The sequence below is a fragment of the Gordonia alkaliphila genome, assembly GCF_023017165.1.
Taxonomy (GTDB): Bacteria; Actinomycetota; Actinomycetes; order Mycobacteriales; family Mycobacteriaceae; genus Gordonia; species Gordonia alkaliphila.
Window position 1 is genome coordinate 3376858 of sequence record NZ_JALKBW010000001.1, and the last position, 19064, is coordinate 3395921.

At 67.6% G+C, this 19064-nt stretch carries 17 protein-coding genes, 1 tRNA gene and 3 pseudogenes; 5 read left to right on the forward strand and 16 right to left on the reverse strand.

The window, feature by feature from the left end; translation table 11 throughout:
- Positions 1-231: 231 nt before the first annotated feature.
- From MUG78_RS15460 to MUG78_RS15470, 3 genes and pseudogenes are all read right to left on the reverse strand, one after another.
- Positions 232-1485, reverse strand: coding sequence for an IS256 family transposase (locus MUG78_RS15460; RefSeq protein ID WP_246996919.1), 1254 nt, complete (start codon positions 1483-1485; stop codon positions 232-234).
- 268 nt (positions 1486-1753) lie between these two features.
- Positions 1754-3052 (reverse strand): annotated as a pseudogene (locus tag MUG78_RS15465) (ISL3 family transposase).
- Positions 3053-3420: 368 nt separating this feature from the next.
- A complete protein-coding gene (locus tag MUG78_RS15470) occupies positions 3421-3816 on the reverse strand; it encodes a tautomerase family protein (protein WP_246996299.1) in 396 nt (131 codons plus the stop codon).
- Between the two features lie 103 nt (positions 3817-3919).
- Here MUG78_RS15470 and MUG78_RS15475 point away from each other — a divergent pair, with 103 nt between their 5' ends.
- Complete coding sequence (locus MUG78_RS15475; RefSeq protein ID WP_246996301.1) at positions 3920-4813, forward strand: ATP-binding protein; 894 nt, start codon at positions 3920-3922, stop codon at positions 4811-4813.
- A gap of 3 nt (positions 4814-4816) precedes the next feature.
- On the opposite strand, the pseudogene MUG78_RS15480 reads toward MUG78_RS15475, so the two are convergent.
- Positions 4817-6069: pseudogene (locus MUG78_RS15480) on the reverse strand (IS256 family transposase).
- 146 nt (positions 6070-6215) lie between these two features.
- On the opposite strand from MUG78_RS15480, the pseudogene MUG78_RS15485 reads away from it, so the two are divergent.
- From MUG78_RS15485 to MUG78_RS15500, 4 genes and pseudogenes are all read left to right on the forward strand, one after another.
- A pseudogene (locus MUG78_RS15485) lies at positions 6216-6488 on the forward strand (ATP-binding protein); the annotation flags it as partial.
- Between the two features lie 58 nt (positions 6489-6546).
- Positions 6547-6861: a hypothetical protein gene (locus MUG78_RS15490; RefSeq protein ID WP_246996303.1), complete on the forward strand. Its 315-nt coding sequence runs from the start codon at positions 6547-6549 to the stop codon at positions 6859-6861.
- Positions 6774-7703, forward strand: a complete 930-nt coding sequence (locus tag MUG78_RS15495; protein WP_246996305.1) for a pyridoxal-phosphate dependent enzyme — start codon at positions 6774-6776, stop codon at positions 7701-7703. The genes MUG78_RS15490 and MUG78_RS15495 overlap by 88 nt, the downstream gene beginning before the upstream one ends.
- An 85-nt stretch (positions 7704-7788) precedes the next feature.
- The gene (locus tag MUG78_RS15500) at positions 7789-8883 is read left to right on the forward strand and encodes an AI-2E family transporter (RefSeq protein WP_246996307.1); all 1095 of its coding nucleotides are present in this window, start codon (positions 7789-7791) and stop codon (positions 8881-8883) included.
- 19 nt (positions 8884-8902) lie between these two features.
- On the opposite strand, the gene lplAB is transcribed toward MUG78_RS15500, so the two are convergent.
- From lplAB to MUG78_RS15560, 12 genes are all read right to left on the reverse strand, one after another.
- Positions 8903-9952 carry a lipoate-protein ligase LplAB gene (gene lplAB / locus MUG78_RS15505; protein WP_246996309.1) on the reverse strand — a complete coding sequence of 350 codons (1050 nt, stop codon included), beginning with the start codon at positions 9950-9952 and terminating at the stop codon, positions 8903-8905.
- A gap of 123 nt (positions 9953-10075) precedes the next feature.
- Positions 10076-10149, reverse strand: a tRNA-Pro gene (locus MUG78_RS15510).
- A 133-nt stretch (positions 10150-10282) separates the two neighbouring features.
- Entirely contained in the window at positions 10283-10552 is a 270-nt protein-coding gene (locus MUG78_RS15515; RefSeq protein ID WP_246996311.1) for a GlsB/YeaQ/YmgE family stress response membrane protein, read from the reverse strand.
- 21 nt (positions 10553-10573) lie between these two features.
- On the reverse strand, positions 10574-12031 hold the full coding sequence (gene der, locus MUG78_RS15520) for a ribosome biogenesis GTPase Der (protein WP_246996313.1): 1458 nt from the start codon (positions 12029-12031) through the stop codon (positions 10574-10576).
- Positions 12024-12716: a (d)CMP kinase gene (cmk, locus tag MUG78_RS15525; RefSeq protein ID WP_246996316.1), complete on the reverse strand. Its 693-nt coding sequence runs from the start codon at positions 12714-12716 to the stop codon at positions 12024-12026. Before cmk ends, der begins: the two co-directional genes overlap by 8 nt.
- Positions 12713-13792, reverse strand: a complete 1080-nt coding sequence (locus MUG78_RS15530) for a pseudouridine synthase (RefSeq protein WP_246996317.1) — start codon at positions 13790-13792, stop codon at positions 12713-12715. The genes cmk and MUG78_RS15530 overlap by 4 nt, the downstream gene beginning before the upstream one ends.
- Before the next feature lie 26 nt (positions 13793-13818).
- A complete protein-coding gene (scpB, locus tag MUG78_RS15535) occupies positions 13819-14523 on the reverse strand; it encodes an SMC-Scp complex subunit ScpB (RefSeq protein WP_246996319.1) in 705 nt (234 codons plus the stop codon).
- Entirely contained in the window at positions 14520-15335 is an 816-nt protein-coding gene (locus MUG78_RS15540; protein ID WP_246996321.1) for a segregation and condensation protein A, read from the reverse strand. Before MUG78_RS15540 ends, scpB begins: the two co-directional genes overlap by 4 nt.
- A gap of 8 nt (positions 15336-15343) precedes the next feature.
- Entirely contained in the window at positions 15344-16240 is an 897-nt protein-coding gene (locus MUG78_RS15545; protein ID WP_246996323.1) for a ParA family protein, read from the reverse strand.
- A 67-nt stretch (positions 16241-16307) separates the two neighbouring features.
- A complete protein-coding gene (locus MUG78_RS15550) occupies positions 16308-17354 on the reverse strand; it encodes a class I adenylate-forming enzyme family protein (protein ID WP_246996325.1) in 1047 nt (348 codons plus the stop codon).
- A 147-nt stretch (positions 17355-17501) separates the two neighbouring features.
- Complete coding sequence (gene xerD / locus MUG78_RS15555; protein WP_246996327.1) at positions 17502-18434, reverse strand: site-specific tyrosine recombinase XerD; 933 nt, start codon at positions 18432-18434, stop codon at positions 17502-17504.
- 2 nt (positions 18435-18436) lie between these two features.
- Positions 18437-19063 (reverse strand): NUDIX domain-containing protein, encoded by a 627-nt coding sequence (locus MUG78_RS15560; RefSeq protein ID WP_246996330.1) that lies wholly within the window; start codon positions 19061-19063, stop codon positions 18437-18439.
- Position 19064 lies beyond the last annotated feature (1 nt).

The following is a 19064-nucleotide window of genomic DNA, read 5'->3' on the forward strand; positions in this document are numbered from 1 at the left end:
CGAGCCAAGTCACCAAAATGTGGCACGAGTCAGGTCGGAGTCAGCCGCCGCAACAGTTCGGCAGCCTTCCGGACGTCGATCGGCGCGAATAGCATCCGCCGATCCGTAATTACCAGGTCACCGCCGATGGACACCGCAGTTCCAGGATTCACGCTGATAGTGCCCCTTGGGGTGGTGGACTTCGGATCGGGCGTAGAGTCACGCGTTCTGATCAACGAGTCGTTGTGAACGCTATGCGATTTGGGCTTGCGCGTCCATGAGTGCGGCGGCCTTGTCCTTCTCGGCGAGGACCTCGCGTAGCTCGTCCATGGAGACCTCGGACATGTATCTGCGGGTGACTTGCCATTCGTCGTGTGCGTCGATCACGACGGCGGTCGCGAGTCGGAGGAACGCGGCGGGGTTCGGGAAGATCTCCACGACGTCGGCGCGTCGTTTGATTTCCTTGTTCAGTCGCTCGATCGGGTTGTTCGACCAGATTTTCTGCCAGTGCGGCTTCGGGAACGCTGAGAATGCCAGCACGTCGGTTTTCGCGTCCCGCATCATCGCTGCCGCCTTGGGGAACGGCCCGTCGAAGGTGTTGGCGACTTGATCCCATTGCGCGGCAACATCTTTCGCTTCGGTGTGAGCGAAGATAGTCCGCACTCCGGCGGTAACGACGGGCTGCTGTTTCGCCGCGACCGCTCCGTGCAGGTTCCTCATGAAATGGACGCGGCACCGTTGCCACGTGGCACCCGTAAACTGTTGTGCCACAGCGGTTTTCAATCCTGCATGGGCGTCAGAGATGACCAGATGCACCCCGTGCAGCCCACGGGCCTTCAAGCTTGCCAGGAACTCGCGCCAGAACTCGTACGATTCGCTCTGCCCGACAGCGGTACCCAGGACCTCGCGGGTGCCGGTGATCGACACACCGGTAGCCACTATCAGCGCCTGGGAGACCACGTGCGCGCCGACACGGACCTTGCAGAACGTGGCGTCGCAGAACACATACGGGAACTCGGTGTGGGTCAGTGAACGCTCCCGGAACTCGGCGATCTCAGCGTCGAGACCTGCACAGATCCGGGATACCTCACTCTTGGAGACCCCGGAGTCCACGCCCATGGCCCGCACCAGATCGTCGACACTGCGGGTCGAGATACCCTGCACGTAGGCCTCCATGATCACCGCGTAGAGGGCCTTGTCGATCCGGCGGCGTCGTTCCAGCAGGACCGGGAAGAACGACCCAGCCCGCAGCTTGGGAATCTTCACCCGCACATCACCGGCCGGCGTCGAGATCGTCTTGGGTCGATGCCCGTTTCGGACCGTCGTTCGGTCCGCCGAGCGCTCGTAACGGCCGGCACCGATCGCCGCTGTCGCCTCGGCCTCGATCAGGGCCTGCAAGCCGGCCCGCAGGATCTCCGGGAGCACTCCGGCAAGACCGAGTTCATCGGATCGGAGTGTGCCGAGTTCAGTCAGTTGCTCGAGCAGGGCAGAATGGTCGTGGGTCATCGCGTGATTGCCTTTCAGTTGAGTCACTTGTGAGGTAACTCACTGATCATCACGCGATGGCCCACCCCAACGGCGACACCAAGCTCTCCGGCGTGTCCACCGCCCTCAGCGAGCCACCAAACCCCACCACTCCAGGGGACTCACCCTTCACGCTCACCTTCACGCGCGTAAGTTCGTGTTCGCCCGCCGTCAGTGTCACTGGAATGTCCGGCCCACTACCACTCGTGAAAAGGTCGCCAAAAAATGGCTCTCCTGACTGATCTGTGGGTCATTTGCGGCCTGGAAGCACGGGCCGGTGACCGCCGAGACTGAGCATGGCCATGGCGATGAGGGCTTCGGCGGACTTGAAGCCGTAGGCCATCCGGGTGATCAGTCGGATCTTGGTGTTGGTCGACTCGATCAGGCCGTTGGATAGTCGATGCTCGATCGCGGCGAGGATCCGGTCGCGGTGTTTGGCGATGCGTTTTTGGAGTTTCACGAACGCGGGGATCCGGCAGCGACGAGCCCAACTGATCCAGCGGTCCAGGGCTTCAGCGGCCGCGTCATGGGGCAGCGCAAATACCACCCGCAGACCTTCCTTGAGCAGGTAGGCGCGATGCAGCCTCGGGTCGGTCCTGGCGATCCAGGCGAGCTTGGCCTGCTGATTGGCGGTGCGGTTCTCGGGGTTCTTCCACAGCGAGTACCGGGCGCCTTTGAGTGCCTTGGCACGGTCGCTGGCCGGCCTAGGTGGGGCGTCGGACCGTGGGCGTCCACGGCCCCGTTTCGGCTCGGCCCGGGCCTGTTTACGGGCATCGTTCCACCCCTGGCGGCGGACCTCATCGAGGGCGTCAGTGGCCCAGGCGACGATGTGGAACGGATCGGCCACCCGCACTGCGGCCGGACACCGATCAGTCACGACGGTGTCGATGAAGTCGGCCCCATCGGCGCTGACGTGGGTGATCAGCGCGCACCGCTGCTCACCGAGCAGGTCGAAGAACTCATGCACGGTGGCGCTGGTACGCCCCGGAGCGGCCCACACCAGCCGACGCCGGTCGTGATCGACGACGACCATGAGGTACTTGTGGCCCTTCTTGTAGCTGATCTCGTCGATCCGATACGCCGCAGCCCATCGAACCGGTCGCGCTGGGCGTCGATGTCCTCCCAAACGCGGTCGATGATCGATCCGACGGTGCGCCAGGCGATGCGCATTAACTCAGTCACTGTGGACTTCGAGGCCTGGGGTCGCCAACCACGCGACCTGATCGTCGAAGGCATAGGTGTGGCCCGCGTCATGGCGGGCCCACGGCACCGCGGCGACCACCACCCCATGCTCGCGGCACCGCACCCGAGGCGTATCGGCCTCGAGCTCGGCACGAATCGTGCCCAGGTCCAGCGCCCGCCAGCGCCGCCGCCCCGGCCCGCCATCATATTGGGGACTGCGCCGCTGGCACCTCCCGCACCGGCCACGTTGGCGCGCGACGGGCCGCACATGGGCCACCAGCACCTGCGCGTCCTCGTCGAATACGACCCGCTCCAGCACGGTCTTCTCGATTCCGAGCAGATTCCGCCATAAGCTGACATCACGCACGCCGTTCTCCTGACCACAGGTTTCTGTTTCCTCGACAGTTCAGAACCTATGCAGGACAACGGCGTGCGCCTACTCAGACGCGCTCACCCCACCCACACATGTGTCAGGAGAGCCCAAAAAATCCCATGAGCGACTCCCATCGTTCGTGTTTCCACGCTCCGACACCGGAGTCCATCGAGCATACGACTCGAGAATCGGCTCAACCAGCATCTTCAGAGGGTTGATGCGAAACCCGACAATCGACACCGGCACCCGCACCCCGCGGAGAATCACCCCGCTCACTGCCATATAGAGGGACACCGTGGTCAATATGACCACGGTGTCCCTCTATATGACAGCGAAGCCGTCTGGCGTCGCATGCCTCGCCGTCAGACGTTGATGTCGAAGCCCAACTCCACGTCGCACGCCGCCTGACCGCCGCTGATCCCCCAGCTGGCGGTGTCGAGGTCGCGCACCACGATGGTGATGTGGTCGCCCGGAATCCCGAGCGCGCCGAGGCGGTCCACGATCTCCCGGTACAGCGCCCGCTTGGCGTCGACGGATCGGCCCGCGAAGCAGTCGACGGTGACGAGGGTGTAGTGCTCCGGGCTGCTCAGCGTGTGCGGCACCGCGAAACGGTGCGGTTCATGCGCCACCAGCCGAACGTGCTTGTCCTGCACGGGAATTGCGAAGGCGGCCACCAGCGAATCGTGCACGGCGTCGATGATGGCGGTCTCCACCGCGGGCGCGTGGGAGCGACGGACTTCGATCTGAGTACTCGGCATCCACGCACGGTATCACCGCCTGCGCGGCGTGCGGGCGTGAGCGCGAGCACACCGAGCGCCCGCCGTATCGAGGCCCCCACGACGACGAAATAGGATTCACCGCATGGCTTCTGACCTGCCGATCGGCACGCTCCTCGACTCCTCGACCCCCGCCTCGCTCAATCCCGCGCGGCTCAATCGACACACGTTCTGGTGCGGCCAGAGCGGATCGGGCAAGACGTACTCGCTCGGTGTGCTGCTGGAGCAGGTCCTGCTGCACACCCGACTGCCGATCGTGGTCCTGGACCCGAACTCCGACTTCGTCCGCATCGGCGAGATCCGCGAGGACGCCCCGCGGGAACTGGCTGCCGAGCTCGCACAACGCAACATCCGCGTCCTGCACTCGGCGGCGGGCCAGGGTCAGCAGCTCAAGGTCAAGTTCCTCGGGCTCGACGTCCGCTCGCGCGCCGCACTGCTGCAGTTGGATCCGGTCCTCGACAAGCGGGAGTACAACACGCTGCTGCGCGCCGAGAGCTCCGGGGTTACCGACTTGGAGGGGCAGGCGCTGATCGCCGGGCTGCGTGGCAGCGGCGATCCCGACTTGCACGACATCTCGTTGCGGATCGACAACCTCGGCGTGACCGAGTGGGACATGTGGGCCTACGGCGACGAACCGGTCACCTCCGTCGTCGACGCGCAGGCCGACGCCACGGTCGTCGACCTCGGCTCGTTCGACGTCAAGGAGCAGATGCAGACGGCTGCGCTCGCCGTCCTGGAGCACCTGTGGAACAACCGGCACGACCGTGTCGGTCGCCTGGTGGTGCTCGACGAGGCGCACAACCTGTGTTCACCGGAGCCCTCCTCCCCGCTCGAAGAGCTGCTCACCGACCGGATCGTCCAGATCGCCGCCGAAGGCCGCAAGTACGGGATCTGGCTGCTGTTGTCGATAGTGCCCCTTGGGGTGGTGGACTTCGGATCGGGCGTAGAGTCACGCGTTCTGATCAACGAGTCGTTGTGAACGCTATGCGATTTGGGCTTGCGCGTCCATGAGTGCGGCGGCCTTGTCCTTCTCGGCGAGGACCTCGCGTAGCTCGTCCATGGAGACCTCGGACATGTATCTGCGGGTGACTTGCCATTCGTCGTGTGCGTCGATCACGACGGCGGTCGCGAGTCGGAGGAACGCGGCGGGGTTCGGGAAGATCTCCACGACGTCGGCGCGTCGTTTGATTTCCTTGTTCAGTCGCTCGATCGGGTTGTTCGACCAGATTTTCTGCCAGTGCGGCTTCGGGAACGCTGAGAATGCCAGCACGTCGGTTTTCGCGTCCCGCATCATCGCTGCCGCCTTGGGGAACGGCCCGTCGAAGGTGTTGGCGACTTGATCCCATTGCGCGGCAACATCTTTCGCTTCGGTGTGAGCGAAGATAGTCCGCACTCCGGCGGTAACGACGGGCTGCTGTTTCGCCGCGACCGCTCCGTGCAGGTTCCTCATGAAATGGACGCGGCACCGTTGCCACGTGGCACCCGTAACCGTTGTGCCACAGCGGTTTTCAATCCTGCATGGGCGTCAGAGATGACCAGATGCACCCCGTGCAGCCCACGGGCCTTCAAGCTTGCCAGGAACTCGCGCCAGAACTCGTACGATTCGCTCTGCCCGACAGCGGTACCCAGGACCTCGCGGGTGCCGGTGATCGACACGCCGGTAGCCACTATCAGCGCCTGGGAGACCACGTGCGCGCCGACACGGACCTTGCAGAACGTGGCGTCGCAGAACACATACGGGAACTCGGTGTGGGTCAGTGAACGCTCCCGGAACTCGGCGATCTCAGCGTCGAGACCTGCACAGATCCGGGATACCTCACTCTTGGAGACCCCGGAGTCCACGCCCATGGCCCGCACCAGATCGTCGACACTGCGGGTCGAGATACCCTGCACGTAGGCCTCCATGATCACCGCGTAGAGGGCCTTGTCGATCCGGCGGCGTCGTTCCAGCAGGACCGGGAAGAACGACCCAGCCCGCAGCTTGGGAATCTTCACCCGCACATCACCGGCCGGCGTTGAGATCGTCTTGGGTCGATGCCCGTTGCGGACCGTCGTTCGGTCCGCCGAGCGCTCGTAACGGCCGGCGCCGATCGCCGCTGTCGCCTCGGCCTCGATCAGGGCCTGCAAGCCGGCCCGCAGGATCTCCGGGAGCACTCCGGCAAGACCGAGTTCATCGGATCGGAGTGTGCCGAGTTCAGTCAGTTGCTCGAGCAGGGCAGAATGGTCGTGGGTCATCGCGTGATTGCCTTTCAGTTGAGTCACTTGTGAGGTAACTCACTGATCATCACGCGATGGCCCACCCCAACGGCGACACCAAGCTCTCCGGCGTGTCCACCGCCCTCAGCGAGCCACCAAACCCCACCACTCCAGGGGACTCACCCCTGTTGTCGACGCAGCGGCCGTCGAAGGTGCACCCCAACGCCCTGTCGCAGTGCGACAACCTCGCGCTGATGCGGATGAGTTCGGCGCACGACCTCGCCGAGCTGGGCCTGGCGTTCGGCTACGCACCCGCCGACCTCCTCGAACGCGCCATGGGATTCACGCAGGGCCAGGCGCTGTTCGCCGGCGGCTTCGCACCCGAGCCCCAGCTGATTCAGGTGGGCAAGCGGCTCACCGAGGAGGGCGGCTCCGACGTCGCAGTGCCACTGCGCTGAGCGGGCCGACACCGCCGACTCGGCGCTGAACCCGGTTGCGCCGACTACCTTTTCGGACATGGCGCACTACGTGGATCCGATCGACGGCACCGAGTACCCGATCGACGCACCGCGGTGGCGGTCGGACGCAGGACGACCGCTCTGGATCGCACCGGGCGGCGGTCTGGGGCGCGACGACATCGACGCGTCGACGGCGTCGCTGTGGCGCTACCGCGCGGCGTTGCCCGTCGAGTTCGGGCATCCGATCACGCTCGGCGAAGGGCGGACGCCGCTGCTCGAACGCGCATGGGGTGCTCTCCTCTCGGTCGCCCGCTGTTCAAACTCGACTTCCTCAATCCCACCGGCAGCTTCAAGGACCGGGGAACGGCGGTGATGCTGTCGTACCTGCGTGATCGGGGCGTCACAGCGGTGCTCGAGGACAGTTCGGGCAACGGCGGCGCCTCCGTCGCCGGGTACGGTGCGGCCGGCGGGATGGGCGTCACGATCTTCGCGCCGTCGTCCACGTCACCGAGCAAGATCGACCAGGTCCGCGCGTACGGCGCGACGGTGGAGCTGGTGGAGGGCCCGCGCGAGGAGTCGCAGCACGCGGCGATCCGCCGGTCGGAGAGCAGCCGGTCCGGGAGCGACGCCTTCTACGCGAGTCACAACTGGCAGGCGTTCTTTCTGCAGGGCACCAAGACGTTGGCGTACGAGATCTGGGAAGATCTCGGCTTCCGCGCACCTGACAACGTGATCGTTCCGGTCGGGGCGGGCAGCAGCCTGCTGGGCTGTTGGCTCGGGTTCCGTGAGCTCGCGTCGGCCGGACAGATCTCGACACCGCCCAGGCTGTTCGCGGCGCAACCGCTGAACTGTTCACCGGTCGACGCCGCGTTCAGTGCGGGATCCGATGGGCCGGTGGCGCGACCGGTGTCCCCGACGATCGCCGAGGGCACCTCCATCGCCCGCCCCCTGCGACTGCCCCAGATGCTCCATGCCCTCCGGGACAGCGGTGGCCGCTCCGTCGCCGTCCCCGAAGCCGATATCGCGCGCGCCCTGCACGACCTGTGCGCAGGCGGGCTGTTCGTCGAGCCGACCAGCGCGACGACCGCGGCCGCGTACTCGTCGCTGCTGGCGTCGACCGCGATCACGCCGTCGGAGACGACGGTCGTGCTGCTCACCGGGTCGGGGTTGAAGGCCGCCGCGGCGGTTGCCGACGTCGTCGCAGCCGTGTACTGAGTCGGCGAGACGCCTGGGCGTCGATGCGCAACACGAATCCCGTGTTTTCGTCGAACGCACCTGCTGCGGGGCGGATACTCCCTACATGGACTCCCCCTCCGAAGCCGGCCAGCCATCCGTGTTGCCTCGCGGCGTGGTCGTCCTGATCAGTCTCGCGTGCATCGTCGTCGCCGTCGCCGGGCTCCGGTCGATCGCCGGTCTCGTCGGCCCCGTGGTGCTCGCGCTGATGCTCACGATCGCCGTGCATCCGCTGGGACGTTGGCTCCGAAAACGCGGCTGTCCCGCCTGGCTGGCCGCGCTGGCGATTCTGCTCGGGGTCTACGGGATCATCATCTTCCTGTTCGTGTCGGTGATCTTCTCCATCGCGCAGCTGGCCACGCTGATGCCCCAGTACGCGGACAAGTTCGACGGGATCGTCGACGATGTACGCAGCTTCCTGAGCGACCGCGGCATCGACGAGAGCAGCATCCACGACATGCTCGCGAACGTCGACGCGGGCAAGCTGATCTCGACGGCCGGGAGCCTGCTGTCGGGGCTGATGTCGGCGACCTCCGGCCTGATCCTGGTCCTCACGGTCGCGCTGTTCATGGCGATGGACGCGATCGGCTTCGGCGACCGGATCGCCATCCTCGATCGCATTCGCCCCAACGTCTCGAAAGCCCTCGGCGAGTTCGCCGCGGGCACGCGCACCTACCTGGTCGTCAGCACCGTGTTCGGTCTGATCGTCGCGGTGCTCGACGCCGGCGCGCTCTGGGCCCTGGGCATACCGTTGCCGTTCCTGTGGGGTCTGCTGTCGTTCATCACCAACTACATCCCGAACATCGGGTTCGTGATCGGCGTGATCCCGCCCGCTCTCCTCGCGCTGCTCGACGGCGGCGCCGGGAAGATGCTCCTGGTGATCCTCGTCTACAGCGTGATCAACATGGTGATCCAGACCGGCATCCAGCCCAAGTTCATCGGCGACGCGGTCGGGTTGTCGACCACCCTGACGTTCCTGTCGCTGGTGGTGTGGGCCTGGATCCTCGGTCCGCTCGGCGCGATCCTCGCGGTCCCGCTCACCATCCTCGTCAAGTGCCTGCTCATCGACATCGACCCGACCACGCGGTGGATGAATTACCTGATCGCCGACTCCGTCGACAAGAAACCCGCCCCCGATCCCGAAGGAACCGCGCCTGCGTGATCCCCGCGGTCGTCATCGCTCACGGAACGCGGTACGTCCACTCCGGCGTACTGAACTTGTCCCGCACCAACTCGCGCGCGGCCGACATCTCCGCGTCGGTGTAGCCCGCCTCCCGTGTGGTGTACCGCGCGCGGAAGTGCGCCAGAAACGCGTCGATGATGTCGGCACGCGTCATGCCGGTCTGCGAGCGCATCGGGTCCACCCGCTTACCGGAGCTGGTGATGCCCTTGTCGGAGATCTTCTCGCGCCCGATCCGCAGCACCTCGGTCATCTTGTCGGCGTCGATGTCGTACGACATCGTCACGTGGTGCAGGACGGCGCCGCCGACGATCCGCTTCTGCGCCGCGCCGCCGATCTTGCCCTGCTCGGAGACGATGTCGTTGATCGGCACGTAGCTGGCCTTGATCCCGACATCGGCCAGCGCACCCATCACCCACTGGTCGAGGAATTCGTACGAGCGCTCGAAGCTGAGCCCGTCCACCAGGGACCCGGGCACGACCAGCGAATAGGTGATGCAGTTACCGGGCTCCATGAACATCGCACCGCCGCCGGAGATCCGCCGCACGATGCCGATGCCGTGCCGCTGCGCCGCGTCCTCGTCGACCTCGTTGCGCACCGACTGGAACGAACCGATGACCACCAGCGGCGAGTCCCAGTCCCAGAACCGCAGCGTCGGAGGTCGCGTGCCGGCGGCGACTTCGCGCAGCAGCACCTCGTCGAGGGCGACGTGCATGGCCGGTTCCAGCACCATCGGCGCGATGACGTCGAAGACGTGGTCATGCCAGCTCGATGCGTGCCCGAGTGCGCGCCGCACCGCGATGCCGACCGACTCGGGCGTGAAGCCGACCATCGAGACGTGCTCGGGCAATGCCTGCGCGATCCGCTCGGCAAGCGCGGCCGCGTTCGCGGTGATCGGAGCACCGATCAGCGCGTCGGTGATGGTCTCGAGCGCCTCGTCGGGTTCGAGGAAGAAGTCGCCCGACAGCGCCACCTTCGTCAGTCGATCGTCGGCCGCCTCGACGTCGACCACTACCAGCTTGCCGCCCGGGACTTTGTATTCAGCATGCACGGGGACCAGCCTATCGGTGGGCGACGACGCACGGTGTCCGACGTTTCCGGTGGGTACGGGGTGGGAGATGCAGAAAACCGCTCCCTCCGAGATTCGGAGAGAGCGGTTGATCTGCGTAAACGGTCGGGCTGACAGGATTTGAACCTGCGACCCCTTGACCCCCAGTCAAGTGCGCTACCAAGCTGCGCCACAGCCCGTTTCCCTTGCGGGATTTTCGTACCCCGCAAGCGGAGCGAGGACTACATTAGCGCACCGCTCCCGCGGATCACTAATCGGCCTTCGCACCGGCGAAATCACCCGAAACCACCAGGCGATTCACGCACCCGCGACCTACGAGGCATCCGCGTTCTTGCGGTCCACCCACACCCAGATACTCGTGACGATCAGCGCGCCGACGAGCGACCAGATGATGCCGCTGGGCTCGAAGGCGAAGCCCTCGCCGGCGATCAGGCTACCGAGCGCGCCGCCGACGAAGGACCCGAGCACACCGGCGCCCAGGGCCATGCCCCAGTTGACGCCGGAGCCCTTGCTGGACCCCAGGATCCATTGCGCCGCAGCGCCGATGAGCATTCCCCAGAGGATGATTCCGATGATCAGCATGCCGGAAGTATTACACAGCAGTTACTTTCGGCTGCGGGTGCGTTCGCGCTTGTCCTTGACGCGCACGTTGACGCGCACCGGCGAGCCGTCGAAGCCGAACTCCTCGCGGAGTCGACGCTCCAGGAACCGGCGGTAGCCGGCCTCCAGGAAGCCGTTGGTGAACATGACGAAGGTCGGCGGGCGGGTGGCCGCCTGCGTCGCGAACATCACGCGGGGCTGACGTCCACCACGCACCGGCGGCGGCGTGGCAGCGATGACGTCCTTGAGCCAGTTGTTCAGCTTGCCGGTGGAGACGCGGCGGTCCCACGACTCGAGGGCCTCCTCCATCGCGGGCACCAGCTTCTGCACCGAGCGGCCGGTCTCGGCGGAGATGTTGACGCGGCGGGCCCACGGCACGCGGGCCAGCTCGCGGTCGATCTCCTTGTCGAGGTCGTAGCGACGCTCCTCGTCGACCAGGTCCCACTTGTTGAACACGATGACCAACGCGCGGCCGCTGTCGATGATCATCGACAGCACGCGCAGGTCCTGCTCGGTGATCTCTTGGCTCGCATCGATCAGCAGCAGCGCCAGCTCGGCCGATTCCAGGGCCCCACGGGTCCGCAGGGACGCGTAGTACTCGTGGCCGGTGGCGGTGTGCACCTTGCGGCGCAGTCCGGCGGTGTCGACGAACTGCCACGTCTTGCCGTCGAGCTCGATGATTTCGTCGACGGGGTCGACGGTGGTGCCTGCGACGTCGTCGACCACCACGCGCTGCTCCCCGGCCAGCCGGTTCAGCAGCGAGCTCTTGCCGACGTTCGGCTTGCCCACCAACGCGATACGACGCGGACCGCCGGCGGCGTACCGCTCGCGCGGCGTCTCCGGCAGGTTCTCCAGGATCGTGTCGAGGAGGTCGGCGGCGCCGCGGCCGTGCGAGGCCGAGATCATGTGCGGCTCCCCCAAGCCCAACGACCACAGGGTCGCCGCGTCGGCCTCCGCGCGCTCGCTGTCGACCTTGTTGGCGGCCAACAGGACCGGAACCTTGGCACGACGCAGGGTGCGCGCCACCGCCTCGTCGGTCGCCGTGGCGCCCACAGTCGCATCGACCACGAGCACGATCAGGTCGGCGCTCCGCATGGCCTGTTCGGCCTGCAGGCTGATCGACGCCTGCATGCCCTTGGCGTCCGGCTCCCAGCCGCCGGTGTCGGTGACCATGAACTGGCGGCCGGTCCAGGTGGCCGGGTACGAGACGCGGTCACGCGTCACGCCGGGCACGTCCTCGACCACGGCCTCGCGGCGGCCGATGAACCGGTTGACCAGCGTCGACTTGCCGACGTTCGGTCGTCCGACGATCGCGACGACCGGCAGCTTCTCCGCCAGCTGCTCGTCGCCGTCGGTGACGAAGTCCGACAGGTCCCAGTCGGCCTCGTCGCTCCAGGTGCCGTCGCCGGGCACCGCCTCCGCTCCCGAGAAGTCCTGTGGGGCGAAATCATCCTCAGACATCGCGCACTCCGATCCGCTCGCCGACGAGTTCGGTCAGTCGGTCGAGCACTTGCTGCAGGGTCAGGTCACTGGTGTCCACGTGCACCGCGTCGTCGGCGGGCCGCAGGGGGCTCACCGCGCGGGTGGAATCCAGGTGGTCGCGCCGGTTCACGCTGGCGAGGACCTCGTCGAGGTCGCTCGCCCGGCCGGCGGCCAGGTTCTGCCGGTGACGGCGCTCGGAGCGCGCCTCCGGCGTGGCGGTCAGGTACACCTTCAGCGCCGCCGTCGGGAAGACGACGGTGCCGATGTCACGGCCTTCCACCACCAGGAAGTCGTCGACGGCGTGCTCACGCTGGAGCGCCACCAACTTCTCGCGCACCACCGGGTTGGCCGACACCGGCGACACCGCGGCGGTCACCTCGTCGGTGCGAATCTCGCGGGAGACGTCGGCGCCGTCGAGGGTGGCGATAGTGGCGCCGTCGGCGCCGGCGGAGACCCGGATGTCGGCGGCGGCCACCACGGGGCCGGTCGCCGCATCATCGGCGGGGTCGATGCCGGCCCGCAGCACCGCGAGCGTCGCCGCCCGGTACATCGCACCGGTGTCGAGGTAGTGCGCCCCCACGCGCTGCGCCAATTGGCCTGCGACAGTGGACTTTCCGGTACCCGCGGGGCCGTCGATCGCGACGACGTCCACCGTGCCGGTCACATCCCCACCGCCTTGTACAGAGCGCCGATCTCCTTGCTGTCGAGCGCACGCATGCTGCCCGGACGCTGGTTGCCCAGCGCGATCGGTCCGATGTCGGTGCGCACCAGGCGCTCCACCGGGAAGCCGACCTCGGCGAGGAGGCGACGCACGATGTGCTTGCGGCCCTCGTGCAGCACCAGGCGGACCAGGCTGCGGCCCTCGTGCAGTTCGAGCACGGAGAACTCGTCGACCGACGCCGGGCCGTCCTCGAGCTCCACGCCGTTACGCAGGACGCGGCCGAGGCCGCGCGGCACCTCGCCGCGCACGGTGGCCAGGTAGGTCTTGGGCACCTCGTACGACGGGTGCATCAGGCGATGTGCCAGCTCGCCGTCGTTGCTGAGCAGGATCAGGCCCTCGGTGTCGGCGTCGAGACGACCGACGTGGAACAGGCGCTGACCAGCCATCACGCGCTCGGCGACCAGGTCGCCGATGCACGGCCGGCCCTGCTCGTCGCTCATCGTGGACTGCCAGCCCTTGGGCTTGTTGAGCGCCAGGTACTGCTTGGTCTCGTCGATGATGATGCGGGCGCCGTCGACCTTGATGATCGAGCTCGACGGATTGATGCGCAGGCCCTGCTCGACGACGATCTCGCCGTCGACCTCGACGCGGCCGGCCGCGATCAGTTCCTCGGCGCCCCGACGGGAGGCGACGCCGGCGGCGGCGAGCACCTTCTGCAGGCGCATGCCGTCTTCGATGTACACCGCACCCTCGCCCTGCACGTCGGCGACCTGGGTGCGGGCCGGCTTGGCGTTGTTGAGGCGGACGCGGCCAGAGGCCACATCGGGGCGCGAACCCTTGCGGTGCGGCTTGCGGCTGGAGGCCTGCTGGCCCGGGCGGCCCTTGCCCCCGGCGCTCTTACCGGCAGCGCTTTTACCTGTGGTGCGCTTACCTTCTGCGCCCTTGCGCCCGGACTTCGGTCCGTCGGCGCTCTTGCCGTGGGCGCTCTTGCCCTTGGCGGGCTTGCCCTTGGCGGTCGAACGGGAGCGGCGGTCGCCGTCTCCCTGTCCCGGTCTGCCGTCTCGGCTAGCGGTTGCCATGGTGAATCCTTAAGTTGTTCTCTTCTTCACTGGTCGGCGTCCTTGAGGACCTCCGCCGCAGTGTCAGTTTCCAATTCTGCCGTCGGAGCGGCCAGTTTGGCGAATCGCGGATCGTCGAGCAGCTCCTCGCCGAGATCGTCGATCACGTCGACATCGGGCAGTAGCGGTGCCAGATCCGGGAGCTCCGACACCGATGCCAACCCCAGCCGCTCGAGAAATAGTTCCGTTGTCTCGTACATCACAGCGTGCGTCTGACCGTCCGAGCCGGCTTCGTTGATCAGGCCGCGAGCCAACAAGGTGCGGACGACGCCGTCGACGTTGACGCCGCGGATGGCGCTGACCCGGGCGCGGGTCACCGGCTGCCGATAAGCGATCACCGCGAGCGTCTCCAACGCGGCGCGCGTCAGTTTGCTGCGCGCACCGTCGAGCAGCAGGCTCTCCACGTACGGCGCGAACTCCGAGCGCGTGTAATACCGCCAGCCGTCGCCGGCGTACCGCAGGTCGATACCGCTGCCCGCCGCGGTGAGGTCGGCGGCCATGGTGCGCAGCATGTCCCGCACCCGCACCCGGTCCTGATCGACGACGGTGGCCAGTTCCTCGGTGGAGATCGGCGAATCCACCACCAGCAGAACGGCTTCCAGCGCACCGCGCAGGCCGGTGTCGTCGAGGAACCGGTCGCCTTCATCGTCCAGCGTGGGGTCGTCGAGCGTGGGGTCGGGTCGATCCGTCATTGGTAGTCCTCCGCCTCTTCGATCGCCTTCTCGAGCTCCGCCGCGTCGGCCTCACCGGTCCACGCCACCGTCAGCAGCCCCAGCGCCTCGGGCTGGGTGAACGCCACGGCCCGTTCGCGATACAACTCCAGCAGCCCGAGGAAGCTCGCGACCACCTCCAGACCGTTCGCGCAGTCGGCCACCAGTTCCCCGAACGTCAGGCTCCGCCCCGGCGCGGCCCGCAACAGCGCGCTCACGCGCTTGGCCTGCTCGGGCACCGAGACCGGCGAGCCGTGCAGGTGGTCGAGGCCGACGGTGGGTGTCGGCCGCGGCGCCATGGCGGCCGCCGCGATCTCGGCGAAGCGCTGCGGATCGACGCCCAGGTCCACCTCCGGAAGGAGCTGCGCGTAGCGGTCCTCCAGCGACACCGCGCGCGGATAGCGTTGCAGCGCAGTCGCTTCCAGCTCAGCGAACAGTTCCGCGACCTGCTTGTAGGCGCGGTACTGCAGCAGCCGCGCGAACAGCAGATCGCGCGCTTCGAGCAGCGCCAGATCCTCCGGATCCTCCACCTCGCCGGACGGCAGCAGACGCGCGGCCTTCAGATCGAGCAGGGTGGCGGCGATGACCAGGAACTCGGTGGTCTGCTCGAGGTCGGCGTCCGGTCCCAGCGCCTTGGTGTAGGCGATGAAGTCGTCGGTCACCACGTGCAGCGCCACCTGCGTCACGTCGAGGCGGTGCTGGCTGATCAGGTTGAGCAACAAGTCGAACGGGCCAGTGAAGTTGGTGAGCTTCACCTGGAAGCCGGTGGGCGCTTCGCTCACGTCCGGGGACATGGCCCCGACTACTGCTCGTTGCGGGCGATGACCTCGCGCGCCAGGTTTCGATACGCCACCGCCCCCGCCGATTTCGGCGCCCAGGACGTGATCGGCTCGCCGGCCACCGAGGTCTCCGGGAAGCGGACGGTACGGCTGATCACGGTGTCGAAGACGGCGTCGCCGAACACCTCGACCACGCGCGCCATCACGTCGCGCGAGTGCAGGGTGCGGGCGTCGAACATGGTGACCAGGATGCCGCCGAGCGTCAGGCGCGGATTGAGGCGGTCGTGCACCTTCTCGATGGTGTCGGTGAGCAGTGCGAGCCCGCGGAGGGAGAAGTACTCGCACTCCATCGGGATCAGCACGCTGTCCGCACAGGCCAGCGCGTTGACGGTGAGCAGCCCCAGGGACGGCTGGCAGTCGATGAGGATGTAGTCGTAGCGGTCGGCCACCGGGTGCAGCGCTCGCGCCAGCGCCTGCTCGCGGCCCACCTCGCTGACCAGCTGGATCTCCGCGGCCGAGAGGTCGATGTTCGACGGCAACAGGTCCAGGCCGTCGACCCGGGTGCGCAACAGCACGTCGTCGGTGGCCGCGTACGGCGCCACCAGCAGGTTGTGCACGGTCTCGTCGAGCTCGTGGTGCGGCACACCCAGCCCCGCGGAGAGTGCGCCCTGCGGGTCCAGATCCACCAGAAGAACGCGCCGACCGGCTTCGGCGAGCGCGGCACCCAGGTTGATGGTCGACGTGGTCTTGCCGACGCCGCCCTTCTGGTTGCACACGGCGATCACCTTGGCGGGACCGTGCTTGTCGAGCGGACGCGGATCGGGGATGTCTCGGTACGGCCGCCCGGTGGGACCGAGCTCGGGCGGCTCGGTGCCCTCCAGGGGCAGTTGACCAGCGGCTTTGGGCGAATCTGCGCTCACGTGTCCGCTGCTCCTCCCCGGCGGTGATCCGCCTGCGCTCGAGGGCGAATGATCGCCCGCTCGTGAATCACCCTAATGGTATCCGCTCGCCCGCCGCCGCCGTATGCGGCCGTCCGACCGCCCCGCGGCTCAGACTTCGCCTCGAACCCGCTGTTGCAGTTCGGCTTTGCGAATCTTGCCGGCCGGCGTCATCGGGAACCACCGCGGGGTGTTCTTCGGGCCGATCCCAGTAGCCGTCGGCGATCGATGCGCCGCGCAGTTGCAGTTCACCGTCGACGCCCGCCGCCACCGGCACCCCGTCGGCGTCGACCACCCTCGCCTCCACGCCGTCCAGCGCCAGCCCGAGCGTGGTGAGCAGCGTCTGCTCGTCGTCGTCGGTGCCCGACATGACCGCCGCGCCCGAGCTCTCCGACAGGCCGTACAGATTGAACAGACGGGCTTCGGGCGCTGCCGCCGTCAGCGCACGGAACAGTGCGGGCTCGACGTTGGAGCCGCCGGAGATGGCCAGCCGCACCGGCAACGTCTCGCCCGGGGCGAGTTCGGCGAGCATGAGCTTCATCATCATCGGCACGCCGGTGAGCCCGGTGATCCGGTGTTCGCGCGCCAGCCCCATCGCCACCGACGGCGAGAAGGCCCGCACCAGGATCACCTGGCCACCGCCCAGCAGCATCGCCAGCAGCGTGCAGGTGACGCCGCCGACATGGTTGAACGGCAGAATGCCCAGCAGACCCGCCCCCTCGGGGGCCTCGACGTACACGATCGTCTCCAGGTCCGGGAGCCGGTCGCGCAGCGAATCGTGCAACGCGGGGAACGCGAAGTCGCCGGATCGCGCCTCGCTGATCAGCATCGACGCCCCCGAATCGCCGAGCATGAACAGCAGCTCGCTCTCCCGGTAGCGGACGTTGAGAGTCACCATGATCGCTCCGAGCCGGGCGGCCGCGAAGAGCGTCTGCACCCATTCGATGCGATTGTCGAGGGCGATCGCGATCCGGTCGCCCGGACCGATCCCGCGGGCGGCCAGGCCCGCGGCGACGCGGTCGACGTCGGCCAGCAACTGGGCGAAGCTCACTGAGTGGCCGCCGTCGACGAGGAAGACGGACGAGCCAGTCCGCACGACGCGGTCGGTCAGCGTGGCGTACAGATCGCCGGCGGGTGCAGAGATGACGTACTCGGACCGAGATCCACAACGAGCCGACCACGCGGGCCGCCGTCGCGGCAGAGCTGATCGGGCTCGTCGACGCGCACGTGTAGTGCGCCGCCGCTAGCGGGCGCGCGGATGCGCGGTGGCGTAGACCTCGCGCATGGTGTTCACCGTGACGAGCGTGTACACCTGGGTGGTGGTCACCGACGAGTGGCCGAGTAGTTCTTGGACCACGCGGACGTCGGCGCCGCCGTCGAGCAGATGGGTGGCGAAGCTGTGCCGCAGGGTGTGCGGCGAGACCTCTTTGTCGATCCCGGCGCGCGCGGCCGCGTCGACGAGCACCTGCCAGGCGCTCTGTCTCGACAGTCGCCCCCCGCGCACGTTGAGGAACAGCGCGGGGATCCCCCGCTTGTTCAGGTCCGGACGCCCGCGCACCAGATAGGCGTCGACGGCGGCGATGGCTGGACGCCCCACCGGGACGATGCGCTCCTTGCCGCCCTTGCCGCGCAGCACCACCGCGCGATGTTCCATGTCGATGTCGTCGACGTCCAGGGCGGTGACCTCCGAGATGCGTGCACCGCAGCTGTAGAGCAGTTCGAGCATCGCCCGATCCCGCAGTGCCCGTGGATGATCCGGTGCGCCCGCGGCGTCCAGGATCACCAGCACCTCGTCCACCGACAGCGCCTTCGGCAGCCGTCGCGCGGCCTTCGGTGGTCGGACGGCGTGCGCCACGTCCTCGACGACGACGCCCTCGGCCGCCGCGAACTTGTGAAGTCCCCTGGTGGCCACCAGGGTTCGCGCCACGGAGGAATCGGCGAGCGCCGACACGCCCGCGTCCGGGTCGCCTTTACGCAGCGCCACCAGGAAACCGCGCACGTCCGATTCGGACACCGCTGCGAGCGTGCCGATGCCGCGGTCGGCGAGGAACTGCGTGTACCGCTCGAGGTCGCGCCGGTACGACGACACGGTGTTGCGCGCCGACCCCTTCTCCACCGTCAGGTGGTCCAGGTAGCGCTGCACCACGTCGTCGACGGCGACCTGGAATGCTGCCAAAGTTATTGCCGCCCAAAGAATCTCCGCGGACGATCGGTCCACGGAGCGTCCGGTGCGCGCAGTTCGACGCCGCTGCGCAGGGCTTCTGCGGCGGCCAGGATCCCGGCCACGGCGCTGGCGTTGACGATCTCGCCGGACAACGCGGCGGCCACGGCGTCGTCGAGCGAGAGCCACAGCACCTGCAGGTCGGCTTCCTCGTTCTCCCGCGGCGCGGACTGGACCGCGTGCAAGTCCTCGGCCAGGAACACGCGGGTGGCCTCGTCGCAGAAACCGGCCGACGAGACCAGGTCCACGAGAGTCTGCCACGAGCCGGCCGCCAGATCCGCCTCTTCGGCGAGCTCGCGCTGCGCCGCTTCCACGGGCGATTCATCGGGGCCGCCGTCGAGCAGACCGGCGGGGAGTTCGAGCAGGCGACGCCCGACCGGGTGCCGATACTGATTCACCAGCGCGATGCGGCCGCGGTCGTCGCGGGCGACCACCGCCACGGCACCGTGCTTGGACACGACTTCTCGCTCGGCGGCCCGCCCGCCCGGCATCTCGACTCGGTCCAGGCGCAGCGCCAGGATCGCACCGCTGTACACCGTCGTCGAGTCACGGACGGTGAACTCGTGCGATCCCGGCTCGCCCATC

Excerpts from the sequence above, each read along its gene's own strand:
- MUG78_RS15460 (WP_246996919.1), bottom strand. The coding sequence starts at position 1,485 with ATGACCCACGACCATTCTGCCCTGCTCGAGCAACTGACTGAACTCGGC.
- MUG78_RS15470 (WP_246996299.1), bottom strand. The coding sequence starts at position 3,816 with ATGCCGAGTACTCAGATCGAAGTCCGTCGCTCCCACGCGCCCGCGGTG.
- MUG78_RS15475 (WP_246996301.1), top strand. The coding sequence starts at position 3,920 with ATGGCTTCTGACCTGCCGATCGGCACGCTCCTCGACTCCTCGACCCCC.
- MUG78_RS15490 (WP_246996303.1), top strand. The coding sequence starts at position 6,547 with ATGGCGCACTACGTGGATCCGATCGACGGCACCGAGTACCCGATCGAC.
- MUG78_RS15495 (WP_246996305.1), top strand. The coding sequence starts at position 6,774 with ATGGGGTGCTCTCCTCTCGGTCGCCCGCTGTTCAAACTCGACTTCCTC.
- MUG78_RS15500 (WP_246996307.1), top strand. The coding sequence starts at position 7,789 with ATGGACTCCCCCTCCGAAGCCGGCCAGCCATCCGTGTTGCCTCGCGGC.
- MUG78_RS15515 (WP_246996311.1), bottom strand. The coding sequence starts at position 10,552 with ATGCTGATCATCGGAATCATCCTCTGGGGAATGCTCATCGGCGCTGCG.
- der (WP_246996313.1), bottom strand. The coding sequence starts at position 12,031 with ATGTCTGAGGATGATTTCGCCCCACAGGACTTCTCGGGAGCGGAGGCG.
- MUG78_RS15530 (WP_246996317.1), bottom strand. The coding sequence starts at position 13,792 with ATGGCAACCGCTAGCCGAGACGGCAGACCGGGACAGGGAGACGGCGAC.
- scpB (WP_246996319.1), bottom strand. The coding sequence starts at position 14,523 with ATGACGGATCGACCCGACCCCACGCTCGACGACCCCACGCTGGACGAT.
- MUG78_RS15540 (WP_246996321.1), bottom strand. The coding sequence starts at position 15,335 with ATGTCCCCGGACGTGAGCGAAGCGCCCACCGGCTTCCAGGTGAAGCTC.
- MUG78_RS15560 (WP_246996330.1), bottom strand. The coding sequence starts at position 19,063 with ATGGGCGAGCCGGGATCGCACGAGTTCACCGTCCGTGACTCGACGACG.